Consider the following 21,629-nt stretch of genomic DNA (forward strand, 5'->3'; position numbering starts at 1 on the left):
TTCGAAGCAACCTTCCCTTCATGGAGACTTTTTAGATGGCTGAGCTACAGGTGCAGAAACTGAAGTCAGGCAGCGTGTACGAAGACAAAAACAGCTACTCGCGCGCCGTGGTGGTCGACAACTGGGTGTTGGTCGCGAACACCGCGGGCCGTCACTACCGCACGCGTGAAATCTCGAAGGACCCGGCCGAGCAGACGCTGCAATGCTTCGCCAACATCGAAGGTGCGCTGAAGGCGGTCGGCGCGAGTCTCGCCGACGTGGTGCGCTCGCGTATCGCGATACCGAACCTCGACCATAAGGAAGCCGTGATGGCGGTCGTCTCGGAGAAATTCAAGGACATCGATCCGGCCGCGACCATCACCGCGACGCCGCTCGCGGGCACGGAATATCTGGTCGAAATCGAAGTCACCGCGTATCGCGGCGCAGGCGCGGCGCGCACCGAGAAAATGCGCGTAAGCCTGTAACGGATGTCCCGGCCCGGCGTTCCGCGAGCAGCTTGCGCGGGGGCCGGAAAGCGGCGCGCACTGGCCTCGCCTGGCCGGCCAGTTCGCGTTATCACTTCGTGTATCCTCCGAGGACTTTAGGCGATGCTTCAGGAGAAAGGAAGATGACGAAGATGACGGCCAACGGCAAAAAGGAGCCTGAAACGCAGTCCGACGGCATGCCGGAGGACATGATTCAGGCAGAGCGTCAGCAACGCATGATCGACTGGTTCGAGCAGAACGTCGGCGGGTCGAATCAGGAATTGTCGCGCCTGTTCAATGCATCGGTGTCGACCATCCGGCGCGATCTCGACGCGCTCGCCGCGCGTGGCGTGGTCCGGCGTACGCACGGCGGCGCAGTGCGTATCCGCCAGCGCTCGACCTACGAGCCGAGCGTCGACGAAGCGCGCTACACGGCGTCGGAAGAGAAACGCGCGATCGCAGTCGAAGCGGCGAAACGGCTCTCCGAGGACCAGAGCATTCTGATCGATACCGGTTCGACGATGCACGAGTTTGCGCAAGTGGTCGGCGAACTCGACATCTCGTTGACCGTGGTGACCTGCGATCTGATGGTCGCGAGCCTGCTGACGCGCAAGCCGCACGTAAAGCTGATCGTGCCGGGCGGCCAATGCCGGCCGCGCGCGTACACGCTGCTCGGCGAGCCCGGCATGTCGTTTTTGCATGACATGCGGGTCGACCAGTGCTTTCTGTCGGCGCAAGCGGTCGACTACGAATGCGTGTCGGACACGTCCCTTGAACTGGTCACGCTCAAGCGGGCGATGATCCGCGCCGCGAGCAAGACCACGCTCATGATCGACAGCAGCCGGTTCGCGGGACGTGCGATCCACGGTATCGCAGACGTTGCCGACATCAACGAAATCATCACCGACGACGGTCTTGCGGACAACGAGTTCCAGCAATACCGGCAGTTGGGCGTGAAGGTGACGCGCGTGCAGCTCGACGACGCGGCGTCCGACCTCGCCGGTGATTCCCCACCCGGTCCGCCATGAAGATCACGCAAGTCGATATCTATCTCGCTCGCAGCGGCAAGCTGCATCCGATCATCGTCGAGGTCAGCACCGACGAAGGGATTTGCGGCATCGGCGAAGCGGGCGTGGCCTACGGACGCGGCGCCCATGCCGCCGCGGGCATGCTGAAGGATCTCGCACCCGATCTGATCGGCCGCGATCCCGCTCGTATCGAAGCATTTTCGACACACGTATACGACCATACGTTCTGGGCCAAGGGCGGCGGCACCATCGTGTTCGCCGCGTTGAGCGCACTGGAACAGGCGCTTTGGGACATCAAGGGTCGCGCGTGCGGCCTGCCGGTCTATCAATTGCTCGGCGGCGCAGTCAATGATCGCATTCGCTGCTATGCAAACGGCTGGTACGAAGCCGCGCAGACACCCGACGAATTCGCCCGGGCCACCGAGCGTCCGCTCGCCGACGGCTACACAGCGCTCAAGTTCTATCCGCTCGGTCAGATGCTTGGCGTGAACATGCGCCACGTCAGCCAGCGCTCCATTACACGCGAGCAGGCCGATCTCGCGGTAGCACGCGTGAAAGCGGTACGCGAAGCGATCGGTCCGGATGTCGACCTGATGCTCGATTTGAGCGGCGGACTGAGCGCCGCCGAAGCAGCGAGGCTGTGCAACCGCTTCGAGCCGTACGACATTCAGTTCGTCGAAGAACCCACTGATCCGTCCGATGCCGATGCCATGGCGTGGGTCGCCGCGCGCACGTCGATTCCGCTCGCAGCGGGCGAACGCAACTATGGACGCCACCAGATGCGTGCGCTCATCGAGACGCGCGCGGTCGACATCGTCCAGCCGGACCCGTGCAACACGGGCGGCATCATGGAAACCAAGAAGATCGCCGCCATGGCCGAAGCATTCGGAATGCGCGTCGCGCCGCATGTGTGCGGCAGTCCGCTCGCGACCCAGGTCGCCCGGCATCTGGCTATCAACCTGCCGAATATATCGATGCTCGAGCTGTATCCGTATTTCCGCTTTCACGACGGCTACATCGACACGGTGCGCGATGCGCCGGAGGCGTCGGTCAAGGAGGGCTACCTGAGTCCGCCCGAAGGACCCGGGCTCGGCGCCGAACTCAATCGCGACGCACTCGCGCCATTCCTGTGTGAACGCATCGGCGGCCCATCGCGCTGAGCGGCCGCGGCGGCAACCCGGTCGAAGTACAAGACAAGCGAATAGATAACCTGGAGAGAGACAATGAAAGATCCGCATGCGATACATCAATCACTGCAATTCCAGCCGTCACCAACCGATCTCACACGGATAGCGGGTTCGCAACAGCGCCGCGTGGTGATAGCGTCGGCGCTCGGATGGGGACTCGATGGTTTCGATCACACGATGTTTGCGCTCGCGCTCGGCGCAATCCTGACGACACTGCATCTCTCCGTCGGCGTGGGCGGCACGATCTCGACGGCAAGCCTCGTCGCATCGGCCATCGGCGGGCTGTTCGGCGGCGCGTTCGCGGATCGCTACGGACGCGTTCGCGTGCTGGTGTGGGTGGTAGTCGGCTTCAGCATATTCACCGCGTTGACGGCAACCGCGCAGAATGCCACGCAGCTGGTGCTGTGGCGAACGCTCGAAGGACTGTGCTTCGGCGCCGAGTGGCCCGTGGGTGTCGCGTTGCTGTCGGAGTACACCGCCGACGAGCGCCGCGGCCGGATGATGGCGGTGATGCAAAGCGCGTATGCGATCGGCTGGGCGTTGTCGACGATTGCCTACTTCGTGATGTTCTCGATCATGCCGGCCGACGTCGCGTGGCGCTGGCTCTTCGTGCTCGGCCTCCTGCCGGCGATTGCGATCTTCGTTGCACGGCGCGGCATTCATGAACGCCGATCGGGGAATGGCCGCTCGGAGCAAGCGGCGCTCGCCTCGATCGGACGCCTCTTTCATCGCGATCTGCGCCGCGTGACGATGTTCTCGACGATTTTCATGGTCGGCGGTCACGGCACCTACTATTCGATCGTCACATTCCTGCCGCTCTATCTCGGGACCGAACGCGGCCTGCACGTCGCCGGCACGACGACGTTCATGCTCATCCAGATTCTCGGCGGCTTCATCGGGTATGTGTCAGTCGGCTGGTTTCACGACCGCTTCGGCCGCCGCCCGACGCAAACCGCAACGATCCTCTTTTCGATGATTGCGATCGCCGCCTTTCTCTACCTGCCGGTCCAATCGCTCACGACCGGCTATGTGCTGGTGTTCCTGGTCGGCGCGAGCATCTCGTCATGCGCCGGCGGGCTCGGCGCGATCCTGTCCGAGCAGTTTCCGGGCGCGGTGCGCGGCGCGGGGATCGGCTTCGCCTACAACGTCGGGCGTGGTATCGCGTCGTTCGGTCCGATGCTGATCGGCTTCATGGCAAAACAGCACGGCCTCGGCTGGTCGATGATGGTCGTCGCGGTCGCGTGCGCGGTACTGTCGAGCGCGGCACTCTGGGCACTGAGCGAAACGCTCGGATTGAAGATTTCGGAACTGGACAAGAATTTCAAGTGAGTTCGTTGCAGAGGTTTTATACATCTGCCGCAATATTCTCAACAATATGTACCTCTAATTATTTATGGAGACAACATGAGTCCTGCCGTGCCGACCCATCAACACTACATCGACGGCGCCTTCGTGCCGGCTAATGAACATCTCGATGTCGTCAATCCCGCAGATGGCGCCCTGCTCTCGCGCGTACCGGTGGCTAACGCCGCACAAGTGGCGCTAGCCGTGGACGCCGCTCGCCGCGCCCAGCCCGCCTGGGCGAAGCGCACGCCGCTCGATCGCGCGAGCTTTCTGCGGCGGATCGCAACCAAAGTACGCGAGCACGCGCCACATCTTGCGCGCACCATCATGCTCGAGCAGGGCAAGATTCTCGGCCTCGCCGAAGTCGAAGTGAATTTCACCGCCGACTATCTCGACTATATGGCTGAGTGGGCGCGCCGCATCGAAGGCGAGATTGTCACGAGCGACCGTCCGGGTGAAAACATATTCCTGTTCCGCAAACCCATGGGGGTCGTCGCGGGCATCCTGCCGTGGAACTTTCCGTTCTTCCTCATTGCGCGAAAAATGGCGCCGGCGCTCCTGACCGGCAACACCATCGTCATCAAGCCGAGCGAGGAAACGCCGAACAACTGCTTCGAATTCGCGCGGCTCGTCGCCGAAACCGATTTGCCGCCGGGCGTCTTCAACGTGGTGAGCGGCGCGGGCGAGGTCGGCGCCGCACTCGCTGCGAGCGATCGCATCGACATGGTGAGCTTTACCGGCAGCGTACCGACGGGCGCGAAAATCATGGCGGCGGCCGCGGGCAACCTCACCAAGGTCAACCTGGAACTAGGCGGCAAGGCACCGGCCATTGTGCTGGCCGACGCGGACCTCGATCTCGCGGTCAAGGCGATTCACGCATCGCGCGTCATCAACACGGGGCAGGTGTGCAACTGCGCGGAACGCGTCTACGTGGAGCGCGCCGTGGCCCCGGCGTTCATCGACAGGATCACGTCCGCGATGGCGGCGACACGCTATGGCGATCCCGGCAAGGATAACGGGCTCGACATGGGCCCGCTCATCAATGCCCGCGCGCTGGAGAACGTAACAGCGAAGGTTCGCACGGCTATAGCGCAGGGCGCGACGGCAACCACCGGCGGCGCAATCGCCGAGCGCGCGTCGGGCTATCACTATCAACCGACCGTACTAGTCGATTGCCGCGCCGACATGAACATCATGCGCGAGGAAATCTTCGGGCCGGTGCTGCCGATCCAGATCGTCGACGGACTCGACGAGGCGATCGCCCTGGCGAACGATTCAGCTTACGGGCTGACATCCTCGATCTACACGCGCAGCCTCTCGCATGCAATGCAGGCGAGCCGTGAACTCGATTTTGGCGAAACCTATGTCAATCGCGAGAATTTCGAAGCGATGCAAGGCTTTCACGCGGGCGTGCGCCGCTCGGGTATTGGCGGTGCGGACGGCAAGCATGGTCTGTACGAGTACACGCACACGCACGCCGTCTACATGCAGGCATAAAGCGGCGCCAGTGGGATAGCGCCCGCGAGGGGCTATCCGCTGGCAAACACATGCTCGAAACAGCACACGCAGCATGTGTCCCGTCAGTTTATTCCGGATAACGAATAAAAGCGTTTCTAACAACTGTATCAAGATTTGGAGGAAATCAATGAAAAAGGTCGTGATGATGTTGGCATGCGGGGCGGCTGCGAGTCTCGCACACGCGCAAAGCTCCGTCACGCTATATGGCGTCGTGGACGAGGGCCTCCAGTACACGAACAATCAGGGCGGCAAATCGTCGTGGGCCATGTCGCAAGGCGGTCTCGGCAGCAGCAAGTGGGGGCTCACCGGCACCGAAGATCTGGGCGGCGGACTGCATGCCTTTTTCAAGCTGGAAAACGGCTTCAATCCGAGCAACGGCGCGCTCGGCAATAACGGCGCTCTGTTCGGGCGGATGGCCTACGTTGGCGTGGGCAGCGACCAGTACGGACAGATCCGGCTCGGCAAACAGTACGACCTGCTGTTTGAAAGCCTTGTACCGCTGTCGGCGGCGGGTAAATTTGCGGGCGGCCTCGGCGCGCACGCCGGCGACGTCGACAACGTATGGGGCGACTTCAACCTCAACAACGCAGTCAAGTATCTTTCGCCGACGCTCGCGGGCTTCCAGTTCGGTGCGGCCTACGCATTCGGCAACGTCGCGGGATCGATGGGCCGCAATCAGGTCGTCAACTTCTCGCTCACCTATGGCAATGGACCGCTTTCCGTAGCGGCGGCCTACATCAAGGTGAACAATCCGGCGACGGCAGTGTGGAACGCGAGCGCGCCGCCGGTCGCGAACGAGGCATTCGCGAATCCGCTGACGACGCCGATCTACCGCGGCTATGCGAGCGCATCTTCGCTACAGATCGCGGGCGGTGGGGCGAAGTACCAGTTCGGCGCATCGAACTTTGGGCTGTTGTACACGAACGCACAGTTCCACGATGCCGTCGTCACCACGACGACACCACTCGGCGGCAACGCGCACTTCGACACGCTGGAAGGCAACTACACCTTCAACGTGACGCCGGCGCTGCTGCTCGGCGCCGCCTACAGCTACACGTGGGCAGGCGACGCGCATTACGGCCAGTTGAACCTGGGCTCGACCTATCTGCTTTCAAAGCGCACGCTGCTTTACGTGAGCGGCGTATGGCAGCACGCGAGCGGGACGAATTCGGTGGGTACCGAGGCCGTGGCGGCCAACAACAACATCACGCCATCGGACACGCCTAACCAGGTCGTGGTGCGCGTGGGCATCCGCCACAGCTTCTAGAGCGCATGGGGCTCGCGCTCGCATCCGCTATCTGGCTTCGAACCGTTCGCGCGGGCGAGACGCAACGGCATCGGTGAAACTCATCGATGCCGATTCGAACCAGGCACACCCTCGCCGGAGCGCCACTCTCACCACGACGCTCCGGCCTCCTCCTCACGCAGGAACCCGCGCGATCAGAAGAACCCGAGCGCCTCCGCCTGATAGCTGACGAGCAGGCACTTCGTCTGCTGGTAGTTCGACAGCGCGGCCCTGTGCGTCTCGCGCCCGATGCCCGACTGCTTGTAGCCGCCGAACGCCGCATGCGCCGGATACAGGTGATAGCAGTTCGTCCACACGCGGCCCGCCTCGATCTCGCGGCCCATGCGATACGCGCGCGTGCCGTTGCGCGTCCACACGCCCGCGCCGAGACCATAGAACGTGTCGTTCGCCAGTTCGATCGCCTCCTGCTCGTCCTTGAACGTCATCACCGACGCGACCGGCCCGAAGATCTCCTCCTGGAACACGCGCATCCGGTTATTGCCGAGCAGCATGGTCGGCTTCACATAGAAGCCGGTGCCGAGTTCCGCGACAGGCGCGGTGCGCTCGCCGCCCGTCAGGCACTGCGCGCCCTCGTCGCGGCCGATGTCGATGTACGAGAGGATCTTGTCGAGCTGCTGCTGCGACGCCTGCGCGCCGATCATCGTCTGCATATCAAGCGGATGGCCGGCCTTGATACGCTCGACGCGCGCGATTGCCTTCTCGATGAAGCGCTCGTAGATCGACTCCTGAATCAGCACGCGCGACGGACACGTACACACTTCGCCCTGATTCAGCGCGAACATCGCGAGTCCTTCGAGCGCTTTGTCGAGGAACGCATCGTCCTGATCCAGCACGTCGGCGAAGAAGATATTCGGGCTCTTGCCGCCGAGTTCGACCGTCGACGGAATCAGATTGTCGGCCGCTGCACGCAGGATGTGTTTGCCCACCGGCGTCGACCCGGTAAACGCGATCTTCGCGATCCGCTTGCTGGTTGCCAGCCGTTCGCCCGCTTCCCTGCCGAAGCCGTTCACGATGTTGATCACGCCCGGCGGGAACAGCTCGCCAATCAGTTCCATGAGCACGAGCACCGAGGCGGGCGTCTGCTCGGCCGGCTTCATCACGACGCAGCAGCCGGCGGCGAGCGCCGGCGCAAGCTTCCAGGCCGCCATCAGCAGCGGAAAATTCCACGGAATGATCTGGCCGACGACGCCGAGCGGCTCGTGGAAGTGATATGCGACCGTGTTGTCGTCGATCTCGGAGATCCCGCCTTCCTGCGCGCGGATGCAGCCGGCGAAATAGCGGAAGTGGTCGACCGCGAGCGGGAGGTCGGCAGCCATGGTCTCGCGCAGCGGTTTGCCGTTGTCGATCGTCTCCGCGACCGCGAGCAGCTTCAGGTTCTTCTCCATCCGGTCGGCGGCGGCGAGCAGCAGGTTCGAGCGCTCCGCCGCGGACGTCTTGCCCCATTTGCGCCGCGCCGCATGCGCCGCATCGAGCGCCAATTCGACGTCCTCGCCGCGCGAGCGCGGTACGCGGCAGAACGGCTGGCCGTTAATCGGCGACACGTTCTCGAAGTATTCGCCGTTGGCAGGCGGCACCCATCGACCGCCGATGTAGTTGTCGTACTGCCGGCGATACGGATAGTCGACGTCGAGGCCGAGTTGCTTCAAATCAAAGGGATTCATGGTGTGTCTCCGGTTGATGATGCTGATTTGACGGATGCCATATCACGTGTCTCCATTGGACGGTTGGCACAGGAAAGCGGGACTGCATTTAATCGCCTTTATCGACGGGCGGCGGCGTCGCCATCACGCTCGCGCGCAGCGCCGACATGACCGAGTCGATCAGCCCATCGGACGGCACCACACCGGTTCGGGAAAGCGCCTCCTGTACGCTGACCACACGCCGCGCGTCATAGCGCCGTCCGCTTTCGATGGCCTGCTCGAAAGCATTGGCCCGCTGGTTGATCTCCTCCGGATCGGCGCTGACCAGCAACACCGCATGGGCCAACACGGCATGCCGCGACGCATGCGAACCCACGTCCGAGCGCACTCCGCGCCAGTATTGCGCGGTACCGGCAAGCTTTCGTGCATCGTCCGGCGGCCCCCAGGCCAGGTTGAAGCGTCCGTCGCAGAATGAGCCTTGCACCGCCTGCCAATGTGTCTGAAGCCCCAACGTGCCGAGCGCCTCGCGCAGGATTTCGCATAGATGCCGATACACCCCGTCGGAAAGCGCGCCCACGGTGCCCCGCACCAGGTAGGCCAGGCTCAGGTTGAGAATGCCGGGCCCCTGCGGTACCAGCCCGCCGCCCGACATGCGCAGAAAAACCGGGCACCCGTGCCGCGCGAATTCGGCGCGAGCGCTCTCCAGAGCGGCGAAGCGCCGATAACTGCGCGGCACCACCAGCGACAGCGGGGCCTGCCACAGGTGCGCGACGCACCGGCCCGTCTCGGCCAGCTGCAGCAGCGCCGTCTCCGCGACGAGGGGGTCCGCGGCATCGGCATCGAAGTCGACGATGTCAAATGGCATAGGCTCACGAAGGCTCACGAAAACTCGCAAAAGCTCAGATCGGCAGATATGCCCTTCTCGCAGAGAAGCACCGACTCACTTCAGTCTGGGCTGAACGATGATTTTCACGGCCGACTCATTGTTGTGGATCAGGGTCTCGAATCCTTGCGAAATCAGTTTGTCTAACTGAATGCGCTGGGTGATGAACGGCGCCAGATCGATCTTGCCGTCCTCCACCAGCTTGATGGTTGCCTGATGGTCGTTGCAATACGCGATCGTGCCGCGCACGTCCAGTTCCTTCATGACCACGCTGTGCACGTTGATCGTGGCCGGATGGCTCCAGATCGACACGATCACCACCACGCCGGACGCAGCGGTCGCGGCCACCAGCGTGTCCAGCACCTTGTTCACGCTGGAGCATTCGAACGCCACGTCCACACCCTTACCGCCCGTGATCTTCATGACTTCCGCGACCACCTCCCCTTCGGTCGGGTCCAGGATGTAATCGGCAACGCCGGATTCGCGGGCTTTTTCCTTGCGCGCCGCACTCAGCTCCGTCACGATGACGCGCAGACCCTTGGCTTTCAGAATCGCCGACAGCAACAGACCAATCGGGCCCGCGCCGCCGACCAGCGCGACATCGCCAGCCTTGGCGCCGCTGCGGGTGAAGGCATGGTGCCCCACCGACAAGGGTTCGATCAGCGCCGCCTGATCGAGCGGAATAGCGTTGGAAACCGGATGCACCCAGCGGCGTTTGACCGCAATCTTTTCGGACAGGCCGCCGCCACGGCCCCCCAGGCCGATGAAATTCATGTTCTTCGACAGATGATACTTGTCGCCCGGCCCGGTCGGCACGTCGTCGGCCACGATGTAGGGCTCCACCACCACATGCTGGCCGACTTCGATATCGGTCACGCCGTCACCCACGGCATACACCACGCCGGAAAACTCATGCCCCATGGTGATGGGAGCGGACTCCCCGGAGATCGGATGCGGATGGCCGCAAGGCGGAATGAAAATCGGCCCCTCCATGAATTCGTGCAGATCCGTGCCGCAGATACCGCACCAGGCCACGTCGATGCCAACGGTGCCCGGCGCCACGACAGGCTCGGGGATGTCTTCGATGCGGATGTCGCCGCGATCATAAAAACGTGCTGCTTTCATGGTTCGGATTCCCTGGTTGGTTCTGCATGACATGAGGTGATCCAGGACGCCTCGCCCCCTGCTGCGCCTGCGCCACAGGATCGAGGCGTCCTGGAGATCGGCTGGCTTGCCTTGAGATGCCGTGCCCGGCACGGCATTCGGAAGGAGCGTCGTCGCCAACGCACGCCGGCCTGCTTCACGGGTTCAGATGCCGGCGCAGCAGTGCATTCACCTCGTTGGCCTTCTCCATCTGCGGCATATGGCCGGCGCCGTCCAGCAGTTCCACCGTCGCGCCGGCGGGCGCGGCCCTGGCATGGCTGCTCGGAATGACCTGATCCTCGCGGCCCCAGATCACCAGCACCGGCTTGCCGAAGCTGCCTAGCGCCTTGCCGGGCTGTTCGCTCTGCCTGCCGCCGCCGAACAGTTGAGTACCCAGCGCGCCGAGCGCTTCGGTCACGCCGTCCAGGCGCTTGTACTTGAGCAGGTCGTCCAGCAGCTGGCGGCTCACCAGCGCGGGGTCGGCGAACAGCAGCTCGGCCACGGGCTTGAGTTCGCGGCGCGAATCGGTACGCACGAAGCCGTCGGTATAGCCGGCGTTGACCTCGTCGCCGAAGCCGGCGCTGTCGATCAGCGCCAGCGAGGCCGCCTTCTGCGGCGCGTCCACGGCGATCTGCGCCGCGACGCCGCCACCCATCGAGTGGCCGACCAGGTGCGCCGACGTCACGCCGATGGCCTCCATGAACTTGCCGACGAAAGCCGCCTGCGCCTTGAGCGTGGTGCCGGCCAGCTTGATCGCGGACTGCCCGTGCGCCGGCAGGTCCAGCGCGATCACCGGATGCTTCTCGGCCACCGCGTCGAGGTTGAACAGCCAGTTGTTCAGGTCGCCGCCGAAGCCGTGGATAAAGAGCACCGGCGTGCCCGACGCCGGCCCGCGACGCGCGTAGCGCACGCGAATGCCGTCCACCTCCGCATAGTCGAACGCCGGGCCGGCGTCTTCGTCGTCGCTGTCGGCGGCCGGCACCTCGAACGCGGCGACGTAGGCGTCGATGTCCGCATCGCTCACGTCCAGCTCCGCCAGCACGCCGAGCAGCGCCTTGACCGGCAGCGTCTCGCCGCTTTGCGCGACGATGCGGCGCAGCAGTCCGGCATCGGCGGCTTCCACCGCGTTGGAAATCTTGTCGGTATCCACGTCGACCAGCGCCGTGCCGACTTCGATGCGCTCGCCTTCCCGGACCAGCCAGTCCTGCACGGTGCCTTCGCGCATCTCGAGTCCCCACTTGGGCATCACGATCGGGGTTATCGCAGCCATCAGTTCTTCCCTCCTTGCATCGTGCGGCGCGCCGCCTCCGCGATCTGCGCGGCGCTCGGGATGTACAGGTCTTCCAGCGCGGGCGAGAACGGCACCGGCGTATGCGGCGGGCAGACCATCTCGATGCCGGCCTTGAGCGCGCCGAACGCGCGCTGCGCGACCTGCGCCGAAATGTCGGTGGCGATATTGCAGCGCGGGCTGGCCTCGTCCACCACCACCAGACGGCCGGTGTTCTCGACCGTTTCCAGCACGGTGTCGATATCGAGCGGCGACAGCGTGCGCAGATCGACGATCTCGGCCTCGATGCCTTCCCTGGCCAGCGTCGCGGCGGCTTCCAATGCCCGATGCACCATCAGGCCGTAGGTGACGATCGATACGTGCTTGCCGTCGCGCACGATGTTGGCCTCGCCGAAGGGGACCGTATACGAGTTCTCCGGCACTTCGCCTTCGAAGCCGTACAGGTTCTTGTGCTCGCAGAAGATCACCGGATCGTTGTCGCGGATGGCCTGGATCAGCAGCCCCTTGGTGTCGTAGGGCGTGGACGGGCACACCACCTTGAGGCCGGGGATGTGCGTGAACAACGGCGTCAGCATCTGGCTGTGCTGGGCGGCGGCCCGAAAGCCGGCGCCGACCATCGCGCGGATCACGACCGGCGTTTCGGCCTTGCCGCCGAACATGTAGCGAAACTTCGCGGCCTGGTTGTAGATCTGGTCGAAGCACACGCCCATGAAGTCGATGAACATCAGCTCGGCGATCGGCCGCATGCCGCACGCGGCCGCGCCGATCGCCGCGCCTATGTAGGCGGACTCGGACAGCGGCGTGTCGAGCAGGCGATCGCCGTGCTTGGCGTACAAGCCCTTGGTCACGCCGAGCACGCCGCCCCACGCGTCCTTTTCGCCATTCGCGCCGGCACCGCCGACGATGTCCTCGCCCAACATGATGACGCTCGGGTCGCGGGTCATCTCCTGGTCGATCGCCTCGTTGATCGCCAGCTTCATGCTCAGTTTGCGGGCCATGGTCAAGTCTCCTGATTGAATGATGGGATCGGTCGTCGCAAAGTGCTTTCAATAGCTGACGTAGACGTCCGCGAGCAGGTCCTCGGGGCCCGGCAGCGGCGCCGCCTTGGCCTCCACGACCGAATGCTCGATCAGCGCCGCGACCTCGCGATCGATCGCCTCCAGCTCATCGCGCGCAATCACCTCCGCGCGCGTCACCACCTGCGCGAACTTCCTGATGCAGTCCTTATTGCCGCGAATCTCGTCGAGTTCGCCGGGTGCGCGATAGGTCTGCGCATCGCCTTCGAAGTGGCCGTAGAAGCGCACTGTCTTGCATTCGAGCAGCGATGGCCCGCCGCCCTCGCGCGCGCGCCGGATCACTTCGCCCGCGGCCTCGTGCACCGCGAAGAAGTCGGTGCCGTCCACCGTCACGCCCGGAATGCCGAAGCCGGCCGCGCGATCGACATAGCTATCCACGGCCGTGCCGTATTCGCGCGCGGTCGATTCGGCATAGCCGTTGTTCTCGATCACGAAGATCACCGGCAAATTCCAGACGGCGGCCAGGTTCAGGCTTTCGAGAACCGTGCCCTGGTTCGACGCGCCGTCGCCGCAGAACGTGATGCCGACCTCGCCTTTGCCGCGGAACCTCGCGGCCAGCGCCGCGCCGCAGATCAGCGGCGCGCCGGCGCCGAGAATGCCGTTGGCGCCCATCATCCCCTTCGACAGGTCCGCGATATGCATCGAGCCGCCCTTGCCGTTGCAGGAGCCCCCCTTGCGGCCGTAGATCTCCTTCATCATCGCCACCGGGTCCACGCCCTTGGCGATGCAATGGCCGTGGCCGCGGTGCGTGCTTGCAATGCGGTCGCCGTCGCCCAGGTGGTGCAGAATGCCGACCCCGGTCGCTTCCTCGCCGGCATAGAGGTGGACGAAGCCGGGAATGTCGCCGCGGCCGAAGTCGACGTGCAGCCGCTCTTCGAACTCGCGGATCGTGCGCATCTTGCGGTAGACCGCGAGCAGCGTCTCCTTGTCGAGCGGCAAGCGGGCCTGCCCTGCTGCGATGTCTGCGTCCATGTCTGTCTCCTGTTTCAGGTTTGGGGAGTGAGGGGGCGGAATCCGGCAACGGGCAGGCTCGCGCCCGCGGCGCTGCGCATCAGTTGCGCGTCCGCCGCATAGCTCATGCAGGCGGCCACGTCGATGCTGTGAAAGGCGTTCTCGTGCAGGGTCACGAAGACTTCATCGTGCGGACCGAAGGTCAGCTCGCGCTCGCCGTCGAGCGCGACGATGCCGGCGCGCTGCCGCACACGCTGCGGCACGGCATGTTCGAGGCGGTGCCAGACGGCGATCGGCACCGGCCGCAACAGGCCGGGCGCGATCGGCGCAATCAATTCGAACGCGCCATGGCCCGGGCTGGCGAGCTCGACGGCGAGGCCGCCGGATTCGTCCCGGCCGATCGGCTCGATCAGGCCGGCGATGGCGGACAGGCCGATTGCCTGCGGACTCGCGTACGACACGTAGACCGCGGCCAGCGTGTCGGTCTTCCATACGGCGCGCGCGCCGATGTATTGCTCGCGGGAGATGACCGCGTCCACCAGCGCGATATCGCGCCGTACTGCTCCGTTCGGCTCGCGAATCGTCACGTCCAGGCGCTTGTTGCTCGCGAGCGCGCACGAGGCTGGAATCCGTCCGCTGGCGAACAGGCCGGTCGCGAGGCCGGTGATGGTGGGTTCGCGCATGTCGGGAAAGGCATTGTTGGTACCCGTGGAGATCCCGACGATCGGTACTTCGCCGCACTCGCGAACCACGGCGCGATGCGTGCCGTCACCGCCGAGCACCACGATGGCGGCAACGCCCGCCTCGCGCATCATGTGCGCGGCGCGCAGCGTGTCGTCCACGCTGCCGGTAACCGGCATGTCCAGGTACTCGACGGCCGCCAGCGCGGCATCGGGCCCTTGCGAGCGCGCCAGATGCCGCTGCAGCATGACCCGCAGCCCCTCGCGGTCCGGCATCATCAGCACGCGGCCAACCCCACCGGCGGCCAGCGCGGCCAGCAGCCGCAGCACGATATTGACGCGATCGGCCAGTTGCAGGCTGTTCGCGTTGGCGATGACCCGGCGGATGTCGCGTGCCGAAATGGGATTGGCAATGATGCCAACCCGCGGCGGACGAACCGGACAAGGTTCGCGCATGCCTGTCTCCTGATGTGCGTGTTCTGACAGGCGTAAATACCGCAACGACTATGCCAATGCCGCATCCCCCGGGATGGGCGGAAAATCTACGGGAATACCCCCGGGAATAGGGACGCGAAGGGGCATGAAGGGACGCGAATCGACGTGAAGCGCCGAATTGGAGCGTGCCGCCGAGACAGGTGTCACAGCGGCAACTGCATCGTGGTGGACAGTCGTATCGGTGAAACGCGGGCCGTGCCGTTAGCGCCGGCTCTCGCCGGCATCCGTGTCGCTGCGGTTGGGCGACTGGATGCCATAGCGCGCCATGCGGCGGTACAGCGTCATGCGGCTAATGCCGATCTGGCGGGCAACGGCGCTCAGGTTCCAGCCGGACGCGCGCAGGTACTGCATGAGCAGCATGCCCTCGGGCGGCAGAACGGCCGGTTCCAACGCCGCGGCCGAATGCGTCGCCACGCCGGCAGCCTCGCGCGCCGCCACGGCTGCCTCGCCGATACCTTCGGGCAGGTCATCCACTTCGATGTGGCCATGACTGCAAACCGCGCGCGCATATTCGAGCGCGTTGCGCAGTTCGCGCAAATTGCCCGGCCAGCGATGACGATGCAGCCGCTCGCGCGCCGCGTCCGAGATCGTGAAACCGGACTCGCGCTCCGGTACGGCAAGCAGCTTCTGCACGAGCCAGTCCAGATCGCTGCGCTCGCGCAGCGGCGGCAGCACAAAACGCGCACCGTTGAGACGGTAGTACAGATCCTCGCGAAACCGCCCGCTGCTGATCAGCTGATCGAGCGAGTGGTGAGTGGCCGAAATGACTCGCACATCGACGGGCACCGGACGCGAAGCGCCGATCGCCAGCACCTCGCCCTCGGACAGCACCCGCAGCAGACGCGACTGCAACTCGCGCGGCATGTCGCCAATCTCGTCGAGGAACAGCGTACCGCCGTTTGCCGCCTCGATCAGGCCGCGCTTGGGCCTGGAACCGGCGCCCGAGAAACTGTTGGGCAGATGCCCGAACAACTCGCTCTCGATCAGCGTTTCGGGAATCGCCGCGCAATTGACCGCGATAAATGGACCATTGCGGCGTGAACTGGCCCGATGCAGCGCCTTGGCAAAAAACTCCTTGCCGCTGCCGGTCTCGCCGTTGATGAGCAGGTTGATGCGCGAATCGACCAGCTTGGCGGCACGCTGCAATTGCTGCTGCAACATCGCATCGCCACCGCATAGGGCCTCCAGTTCGGGGGGCAGCGGCAGCGATGCGCTGTCCGGCATTCCATGCTGCAAACGCAGCACCGGCGGCATCACGCTCAGGTAGAGCCGTTTTCCGCTATGGCTCAGCCGCACGACGCGCTGCTCACTGGGCCGCGAGTAGACGAAGCGGCCCAGGTCTTCCTGACGCGCCTCGAACAACGCCTCGAAGCGCAGGCCGATCAGCGACAGCCCCCTCGCCTCGACACCGGGCTCGGCGATCAGCATTTGCTGGGCGCGACGGTTATGGCCCGAGATCCGGCCATCGGCGTCGAGGGCGATCAGGTACTCCGGGTTGACGTCGAGGAACTCGGACGCCGGACTGAGCTTGAGCATCCAGTCCTGCCGGTGCCGGCGCAAGAAATAGGCGTCCTCGATCTGATTGGCGTACATGCGTACCAGTTGCAGCGCAAGCATCTGGCTGTACTTCGCCTGCGGCGAACTCAGCGCGGAGATGTCGAGAATCGCATTGAGCTGACCATACGAATCGAACAGCGGCGCCGCGGTGCAGGTCAGCGGAATATGGGTCGCATCGAAATGATCGGCCTGATGTACGGTCAGGGCCTGACCCGTCGCCAGCGCCGTACCGACCGCACAGGTGCCCGCACCGTTTTCGCTCCATTCGGCGCCCAGATAAAGGCCGGCGCGTCGTAGCGCGGCGTCCGTATTGGCATTGCCGAGGTAGTCGACGGTGACGCCGTCGGCATCCGTCAGCAGCACCACGTAGCCCATGCCCCCTACCTGGCCGTACAGGGTTTCGAGGCCATGACGGGCAATCCGCGTGAAATCGTCGATGCGTTGCTGATGTTCGCGCAAGCGCATCTGCGGCAGAATGCGCGCTTCCTGCATGCGGGCCGGATCAAGACCGTACTGATGCACGCAACGCCGCCACGAACTCTGGATGATGGCATCGTGTGCGCGCGCGACGCCTGACGACTCGCCGGTAGTCGTCAGGACTACTGTCTCGATGTGCTCGCGTTGCCGCTGGTCCATCGCTGTCTCCTTACTACGCGCCTGATGCCGGGTGCGCCGGTACCGGCCAGCCTGCCACGCTGGCTCAACGTGCCGGGCGGTGCCTCCGGGCACATCACCGTGCAATACATCGCCGGGCGGCCATAGGGTCGGAGCCGCCATTTTTTGAAATTGAAATGCGGTCGCGAGGCGCCATGGGCTGTGCCTGCAGACGGGCCTGGCAGATTTCGAATTCAACGGTACCCGACTCGATAATGTATCCGACTGCCTCCGGATTGTGCAAATCCGGCGGCACGACGGCCTGCAAGCCAGCGTGAGCGAGCAGCAGGATTAGTTCCGCCACGGAGAGTCGCGAAACGACTCGGCGAGATACTCGACCAGTTGCCGCACCTTGGCCGGGACGAACTTGCGCGAGGGATACAGGGCAAACACGCCCAACTCGATGGATCGGTGCTCGGGCAGCACCTCGACCAGTTCCCCGCTCGTCATGACACCGTCGACCAGGAAACTGGGCAGCAGGACGATCCCCCGGTGCTGACGCGCCATGGCAAGGCAGGTATCGCCGCTGTTCGTGCGCACACGCGGCAGGACACGTGTCGTCACGATCTCGCCGGCATTCTCGAACTCCCATTGGTCGCCAAGAGAAAACAGGTTATAGGCAATGATGTCGTGCCGCTGCAGGTCCGAGGGATGAAGAGGCCGGCCTCGCGCCTGGAGATAGACCGGCGAGGCGCAGAGGATCATGCGCGTCGACGCGAGCTTGCGACCGACCAGTGAGCTGGAGGGTATGCGCGCGATACGCACGGCCATGTCGAAGCCTTCGTCGACGAGGTCGACGACGTGATCGGTCAGCGTCACCTCGAGCATCACATCCGGGTTGTCGGCGGTGAAGCGCCCCCATAGCGGCGCCAGATGAGACAGGCCGAACGTCATGGGCACGTTGACCTTCAACCGCCCGGACGCCGCACCGTGATGCGCGGCGAGTTCGGCCTCGGCCTCATCGACGCCGGCCAGCAGCGCACGGCATCGGGCGAGAAAGGTCTCGCCCTCCGAGGTGATCGAAAGCCGACGCGTGGTGCGATGGAGAAGGCGCACGCCCAGACGCTTCTCCAGCTCGCCGACCCGCTTTGAAACGGTCTGCTTTGAAAGTGCCATCGAATCGGCCGCGCCGGCGAAGCTGCCCGTATCGACGACCGTCGTGAAGACTTTCATCTCGTGGAAACGATCCATTGTCTCTCTCTCGTGGACAAACCATCAGGCTGCCTGCTGTTTATCTAGCGCGGCAGAATTTATAGAGTGTGCATCGTGAAAGCCCCATCCCATCACGTCAAGCAAGGAGTACGGCATGAGCAATAAAACGGCACCCGCGAACGGCAGCGCCCTCGACCTGACTTCGGGGCGTCGCAGATTCCTCGCGACTTCAGCAGCAGCAGCAACAGCAACGGCGTCCGGCCTGTTGGCTACGACGGCCTCGGCCGCAACCTGCCCCGATAAGCAATGGGTGAACCTGGGGGTGCCCTGGGAAGCGAGCTACGGCTACGTGCAGGCGATTCGCGTCGGCGACACGATCTACGTATCGGGTCAGCTAAGCCATGACGATACGGGCAAGCTGGTCGCCCCGGCGCCGGTCGATGCCAACGGTAAAGTCGTCGATTTCTCCAACATGGGCCTGCAGATGCGCCAGGCCTACGCGAATGCGACCAAGGTGCTGAAACTGCTCGGCTTCACGATGGCAAATGTGGTCGAGGAAACGCTCCTGGTTCTCGACGTGGACACGGCCTTTGCCGTGGCGGGCGACATTCGACGGCAGGCTTACGGCAGCAACATGCCGATCGTGACGAGTACGATGCTGGCGACGCCGCGCCTGGCGTTCGTCGGTCAGCTGATCGAGATTAAATTCGTCGCGCGTGTCATCTGAGTGACCAGCGGAATAGCGTCGGCGAGAGCCGGCTCTATTGCGGGCTACGTTTGCGCCACTGCCCCAGGTCGATGTCGATTCGCTCTTCAATCGAACCGCTCCAGTGAGTAGCGAAGCCCGCCTCCCGCAGGAGTTCGATCAGGCGACGCGAGAGCAGCAGGGTATGCTCGTCACGGGCCTGCGGAGTCGGGCCGATGCCGCTGAAAGACAGGTAAAGATGGCCAGTATCAACAGCGCGATCTACGTCCTGGCTGTGATAGAAACAGTAGCCTAGCAGCCCGGAGCCTGGGCCGCCCGCGGCCTTCCACACCTCCCGCGCATCGTCTTTCCCTTCCTGGTTGGTATTGCCCGCGCAATGCAGGGCGATGAAGTGTTCAACCCGAAGCGCCTGGAACACTTTCTCCAGGCGGTCGTATTCGGTAGGGTTTGACCATTCGGCTTCCATGGCGCGCTTGGCGGCTGTCGCCTGGGCCACCTCGGATTTCACCCAGACCAAGTCGTCGGCGTTAAGGTCGTCGGGATCGAGATATTCATCCGTGATGATCGCCTCGATGTCATCAAGGGCGTGGAATCCGCCCCACACCAGTTCATGGATGCGCCAATGGGTGTCCTGGGTATTCAGACTCAACGGCATTGCACTCTCCATTCGCGCTTGCGATCGCCCTCTGGGCATGCGGCGACGCAAGCTATATATAGCGAAATAATCAGGCCCGGTGATTCTAGCAGGCCTATTCTCCGCAATGGCTTGCGCTTGAAATGACAGAACACACGGAGATTTGACGCAACGGCGCGGCGAGCGGTCGCATGCCGGCCCGGTTTCGGGCGACTGCATAGGATCGCCAGGATTTATTCGTCGCATGCGGGATTCCGACCGCCATCCATTGATCGACTCTGTGGCCACGAAACGCCCAGACATTCAATTCATCCATTGCCACTCAACACAACCGCTAGAATTACAGTTTCAGCCCGGAATACGCCCATGTCATTTGCCTCGCTTGGCCTGATCGATCACTTGCTGCGTAATGTGCAGGACCTCAATTACCGGACACCTACGCCGGTGCAGGTCAAGGCGATTCCTGCCGTGCTCAGTGGCAAGGACGTCATGGCGGCGGCACAGACCGGCACCGGCAAAACGGCGGGTTTTGCGCTTCCGCTGTTGCAGCGGCTGGTGCAACACGGCCCGGCGGTGTCCAGCAACCGCGCGCGCGTTCTGGTGCTGGTGCCCACACGTGAACTGGCCGAACAGGTGCTGCAAAGCTTCGTCGGTTACGGCAAAGGCCTCGATTTGCGATTTCTGGCCGCTTATGGCGGCGTGAGTATCAACCCGCAAATGATGAAGTTGCGCAAAGGCGTGGATGTGCTCGTTGCCACGCCGGGCCGTTTGCTGGATCTCCATCGCCAGAACGCAGTGCAGTTTGATCAGGTACAAACGCTGGTGCTGGATGAAGCCGACCGCATGCTGGATCTGGGCTTTGCGCGCGAACTCAACGCCGTCTTCGCAGCGTTGCCGGCCCAGCGCCAGACCCTGCTGTTCTCCGCCACGTTTACCGAGGATATCCGCGCCATGGCGTCTGGCATTCTGCGCGGCCCGGTCGATATCAGCGTCAACCCGCCCAATGCCACGGCCAGCAAGATCAGGCAGTGGGTGGTGACGGTGGACAAAAAGAACAAGCCTGACCTGTTCATGCACCTTGTGGCCGAGAACAACTGGGAGCACGCGCTGGTGTTCGTCAAAACCCGCAATGGCGTGGATTACCTGGCGGCCATGCTGGATGACGCGGGCTATGCGGTCGACACCATCCACGGCGATAAACCGCAACCCGCGCGCCTGCGTGCGCTGGAGCGCTTCAAGACAGGCGAAGTACAGATGCTGGTCGCCACCGATGTGGCTGCGCGCGGGCTCGATATCGACGATCTGCCGCTGGTGATCAACGTTGATCTGCCGATCGTGGCGCAAGACTATGTGCACCGTATTGGCCGCACCGGCCGTGCAGGTGCCAGCGGCGTGGCGGTGTCCCTTGTGTGTGCCGATGAAGCGCCGCAGCTGGCCGCGATTGAAGCGCTGATCCGGCAAACGCTGCGCCGTGAGGAAGAGCCCGGTTTTGAAGCTGAACACCGCGTGCCGCAAACTAGCGCGACGGGGCAGATCATCAGGAAACCGAAAAAACCGAAGAAGCCCAAGGTGCCGTTCGCCGCGCCGGGCGCAACGCAGGTGCCCGGCAAAAAGCCGCACCCGCAAAGTGGCGAAAACAGGCACAAGCCTGCGGCGCAACGTGCTGTGGCCGCGGGTAAAGGCACAGCTTTGTCTAGCGGTAGCCCGTTCAGCGTGCAGAAGCCGCGCAGCAAATCCGCCGGCAAGCCAATTGCGAGTTCACGTAAGCCGGCTGGCAAACCTGCTGGTGGCCGCGGTAAACGCCAACCTTGATATGCTTGTCCGCACTATTAACCGTAGATGGACCGACGAGTCCGTCTACTACTGGTTGGGTACCCAGGCAGCATTCGTACGTAATCGAAAGTCAGTAGTGAGTCTTGAGGA

Annotated in this window: 18 protein-coding genes; 8 read left to right on the forward strand and 10 right to left on the reverse strand. The window is 63.9% G+C overall.

All coding sequences use genetic code 11. The features are described 5' to 3' along the window. Positions 1 to 35: 35 nt before the first annotated feature. From G3N58_RS05255 to G3N58_RS05280, 6 genes are all read left to right on the forward strand, one after another. Entirely contained in the window at positions 36 to 464 is a 429-nt protein-coding gene (locus G3N58_RS05255) for a RidA family protein (protein WP_167048122.1), read from the forward strand. Between the two features lie 143 nt (positions 465 to 607). Then, positions 608 to 1,492: a DeoR/GlpR family DNA-binding transcription regulator gene (locus G3N58_RS05260; protein WP_167048119.1), complete on the forward strand. Its 885-nt coding sequence runs from the start codon at positions 608 to 610 to the stop codon at positions 1,490 to 1,492. Next, the gene (locus tag G3N58_RS05265; protein ID WP_205998666.1) at positions 1,489 to 2,652 is read left to right on the forward strand and encodes a mandelate racemase/muconate lactonizing enzyme family protein; all 1,164 of its coding nucleotides are present in this window, start codon (positions 1,489 to 1,491) and stop codon (positions 2,650 to 2,652) included. The genes G3N58_RS05260 and G3N58_RS05265 overlap by 4 nt, the downstream gene beginning before the upstream one ends. Before the next feature lie 63 nt (positions 2,653 to 2,715). After that, positions 2,716 to 4,008, forward strand: a complete 1,293-nt coding sequence (locus G3N58_RS05270) for an MFS transporter (RefSeq protein WP_167048115.1) — start codon at positions 2,716 to 2,718, stop codon at positions 4,006 to 4,008. 75 nt (positions 4,009 to 4,083) lie between these two features. Further along, positions 4,084 to 5,520, forward strand: a complete 1,437-nt coding sequence (gene aldA, locus G3N58_RS05275; RefSeq protein ID WP_167048113.1) for an aldehyde dehydrogenase — start codon at positions 4,084 to 4,086, stop codon at positions 5,518 to 5,520. Between the two features lie 148 nt (positions 5,521 to 5,668). Then, positions 5,669 to 6,808, forward strand: coding sequence for a porin (locus G3N58_RS05280; protein ID WP_167048111.1), 1,140 nt, complete (start codon positions 5,669 to 5,671; stop codon positions 6,806 to 6,808). Between the two features lie 173 nt (positions 6,809 to 6,981). Here G3N58_RS05280 and G3N58_RS05285 read toward each other — a convergent pair whose 3' ends face one another. From G3N58_RS05285 to G3N58_RS05325, 9 genes are all read right to left on the reverse strand, one after another. Further along, positions 6,982 to 8,508 (reverse strand): aldehyde dehydrogenase family protein, encoded by a 1,527-nt coding sequence (locus G3N58_RS05285; RefSeq protein WP_205988212.1) that lies wholly within the window; start codon positions 8,506 to 8,508, stop codon positions 6,982 to 6,984. 88 nt (positions 8,509 to 8,596) lie between these two features. After that, the gene (locus G3N58_RS05290; protein WP_205998667.1) at positions 8,597 to 9,352 is read right to left on the reverse strand and encodes a lipoate--protein ligase family protein; all 756 of its coding nucleotides are present in this window, start codon (positions 9,350 to 9,352) and stop codon (positions 8,597 to 8,599) included. A gap of 75 nt (positions 9,353 to 9,427) precedes the next feature. Next, on the reverse strand, positions 9,428 to 10,495 hold the full coding sequence (locus G3N58_RS05295; protein WP_205998668.1) for a 2,3-butanediol dehydrogenase: 1,068 nt from the start codon (positions 10,493 to 10,495) through the stop codon (positions 9,428 to 9,430). Between the two features lie 175 nt (positions 10,496 to 10,670). After that, a complete protein-coding gene (locus G3N58_RS05300; protein ID WP_205998669.1) occupies positions 10,671 to 11,783 on the reverse strand; it encodes an acetoin dehydrogenase dihydrolipoyllysine-residue acetyltransferase subunit in 1,113 nt (370 codons plus the stop codon). Then, entirely contained in the window at positions 11,783 to 12,799 is a 1,017-nt protein-coding gene (locus tag G3N58_RS05305) for an alpha-ketoacid dehydrogenase subunit beta (RefSeq protein WP_167048097.1), read from the reverse strand. The genes G3N58_RS05300 and G3N58_RS05305 overlap by 1 nt, the downstream gene beginning before the upstream one ends. A 48-nt stretch (positions 12,800 to 12,847) precedes the next feature. Beyond that, the gene (locus G3N58_RS05310; RefSeq protein WP_167048094.1) at positions 12,848 to 13,849 is read right to left on the reverse strand and encodes a thiamine pyrophosphate-dependent dehydrogenase E1 component subunit alpha; all 1,002 of its coding nucleotides are present in this window, start codon (positions 13,847 to 13,849) and stop codon (positions 12,848 to 12,850) included. Between the two features lie 14 nt (positions 13,850 to 13,863). Further along, positions 13,864 to 14,964 carry an NAD(+)/NADH kinase gene (locus G3N58_RS05315; protein ID WP_205998670.1) on the reverse strand — a complete coding sequence of 367 codons (1,101 nt, stop codon included), beginning with the start codon at positions 14,962 to 14,964 and terminating at the stop codon, positions 13,864 to 13,866. Positions 14,965 to 15,204: 240 nt separating this feature from the next. After that, positions 15,205 to 17,196: a sigma-54-dependent Fis family transcriptional regulator gene (locus G3N58_RS05320; protein WP_205998671.1), complete on the reverse strand. Its 1,992-nt coding sequence runs from the start codon at positions 17,194 to 17,196 to the stop codon at positions 15,205 to 15,207. 309 nt (positions 17,197 to 17,505) lie between these two features. Next, positions 17,506 to 18,405 (reverse strand): LysR family transcriptional regulator, encoded by a 900-nt coding sequence (locus G3N58_RS05325; RefSeq protein ID WP_205998672.1) that lies wholly within the window; start codon positions 18,403 to 18,405, stop codon positions 17,506 to 17,508. A gap of 115 nt (positions 18,406 to 18,520) precedes the next feature. On the opposite strand from G3N58_RS05325, the gene G3N58_RS05330 reads away from it, so the two are divergent. Next, on the forward strand, positions 18,521 to 19,093 hold the full coding sequence (locus G3N58_RS05330) for a RidA family protein (protein WP_167048086.1): 573 nt from the start codon (positions 18,521 to 18,523) through the stop codon (positions 19,091 to 19,093). 34 nt (positions 19,094 to 19,127) lie between these two features. Here G3N58_RS05330 and G3N58_RS05335 read toward each other — a convergent pair whose 3' ends face one another. After that, positions 19,128 to 19,727 (reverse strand): hypothetical protein, encoded by a 600-nt coding sequence (locus G3N58_RS05335; protein ID WP_205998673.1) that lies wholly within the window; start codon positions 19,725 to 19,727, stop codon positions 19,128 to 19,130. 345 nt (positions 19,728 to 20,072) lie between these two features. Here G3N58_RS05335 and G3N58_RS05340 point away from each other — a divergent pair, with 345 nt between their 5' ends. After that, positions 20,073 to 21,518 (forward strand): DEAD/DEAH box helicase, encoded by a 1,446-nt coding sequence (locus tag G3N58_RS05340; RefSeq protein ID WP_205988226.1) that lies wholly within the window; start codon positions 20,073 to 20,075, stop codon positions 21,516 to 21,518. The last annotated feature ends 111 nt before the right edge of the window (positions 21,519 to 21,629 follow it).

Source organism: Paraburkholderia sp. Ac-20342, from assembly GCF_017104985.1.
In the GTDB taxonomy this organism is placed as follows: Bacteria; Pseudomonadota; Gammaproteobacteria; order Burkholderiales; family Burkholderiaceae; genus Paraburkholderia.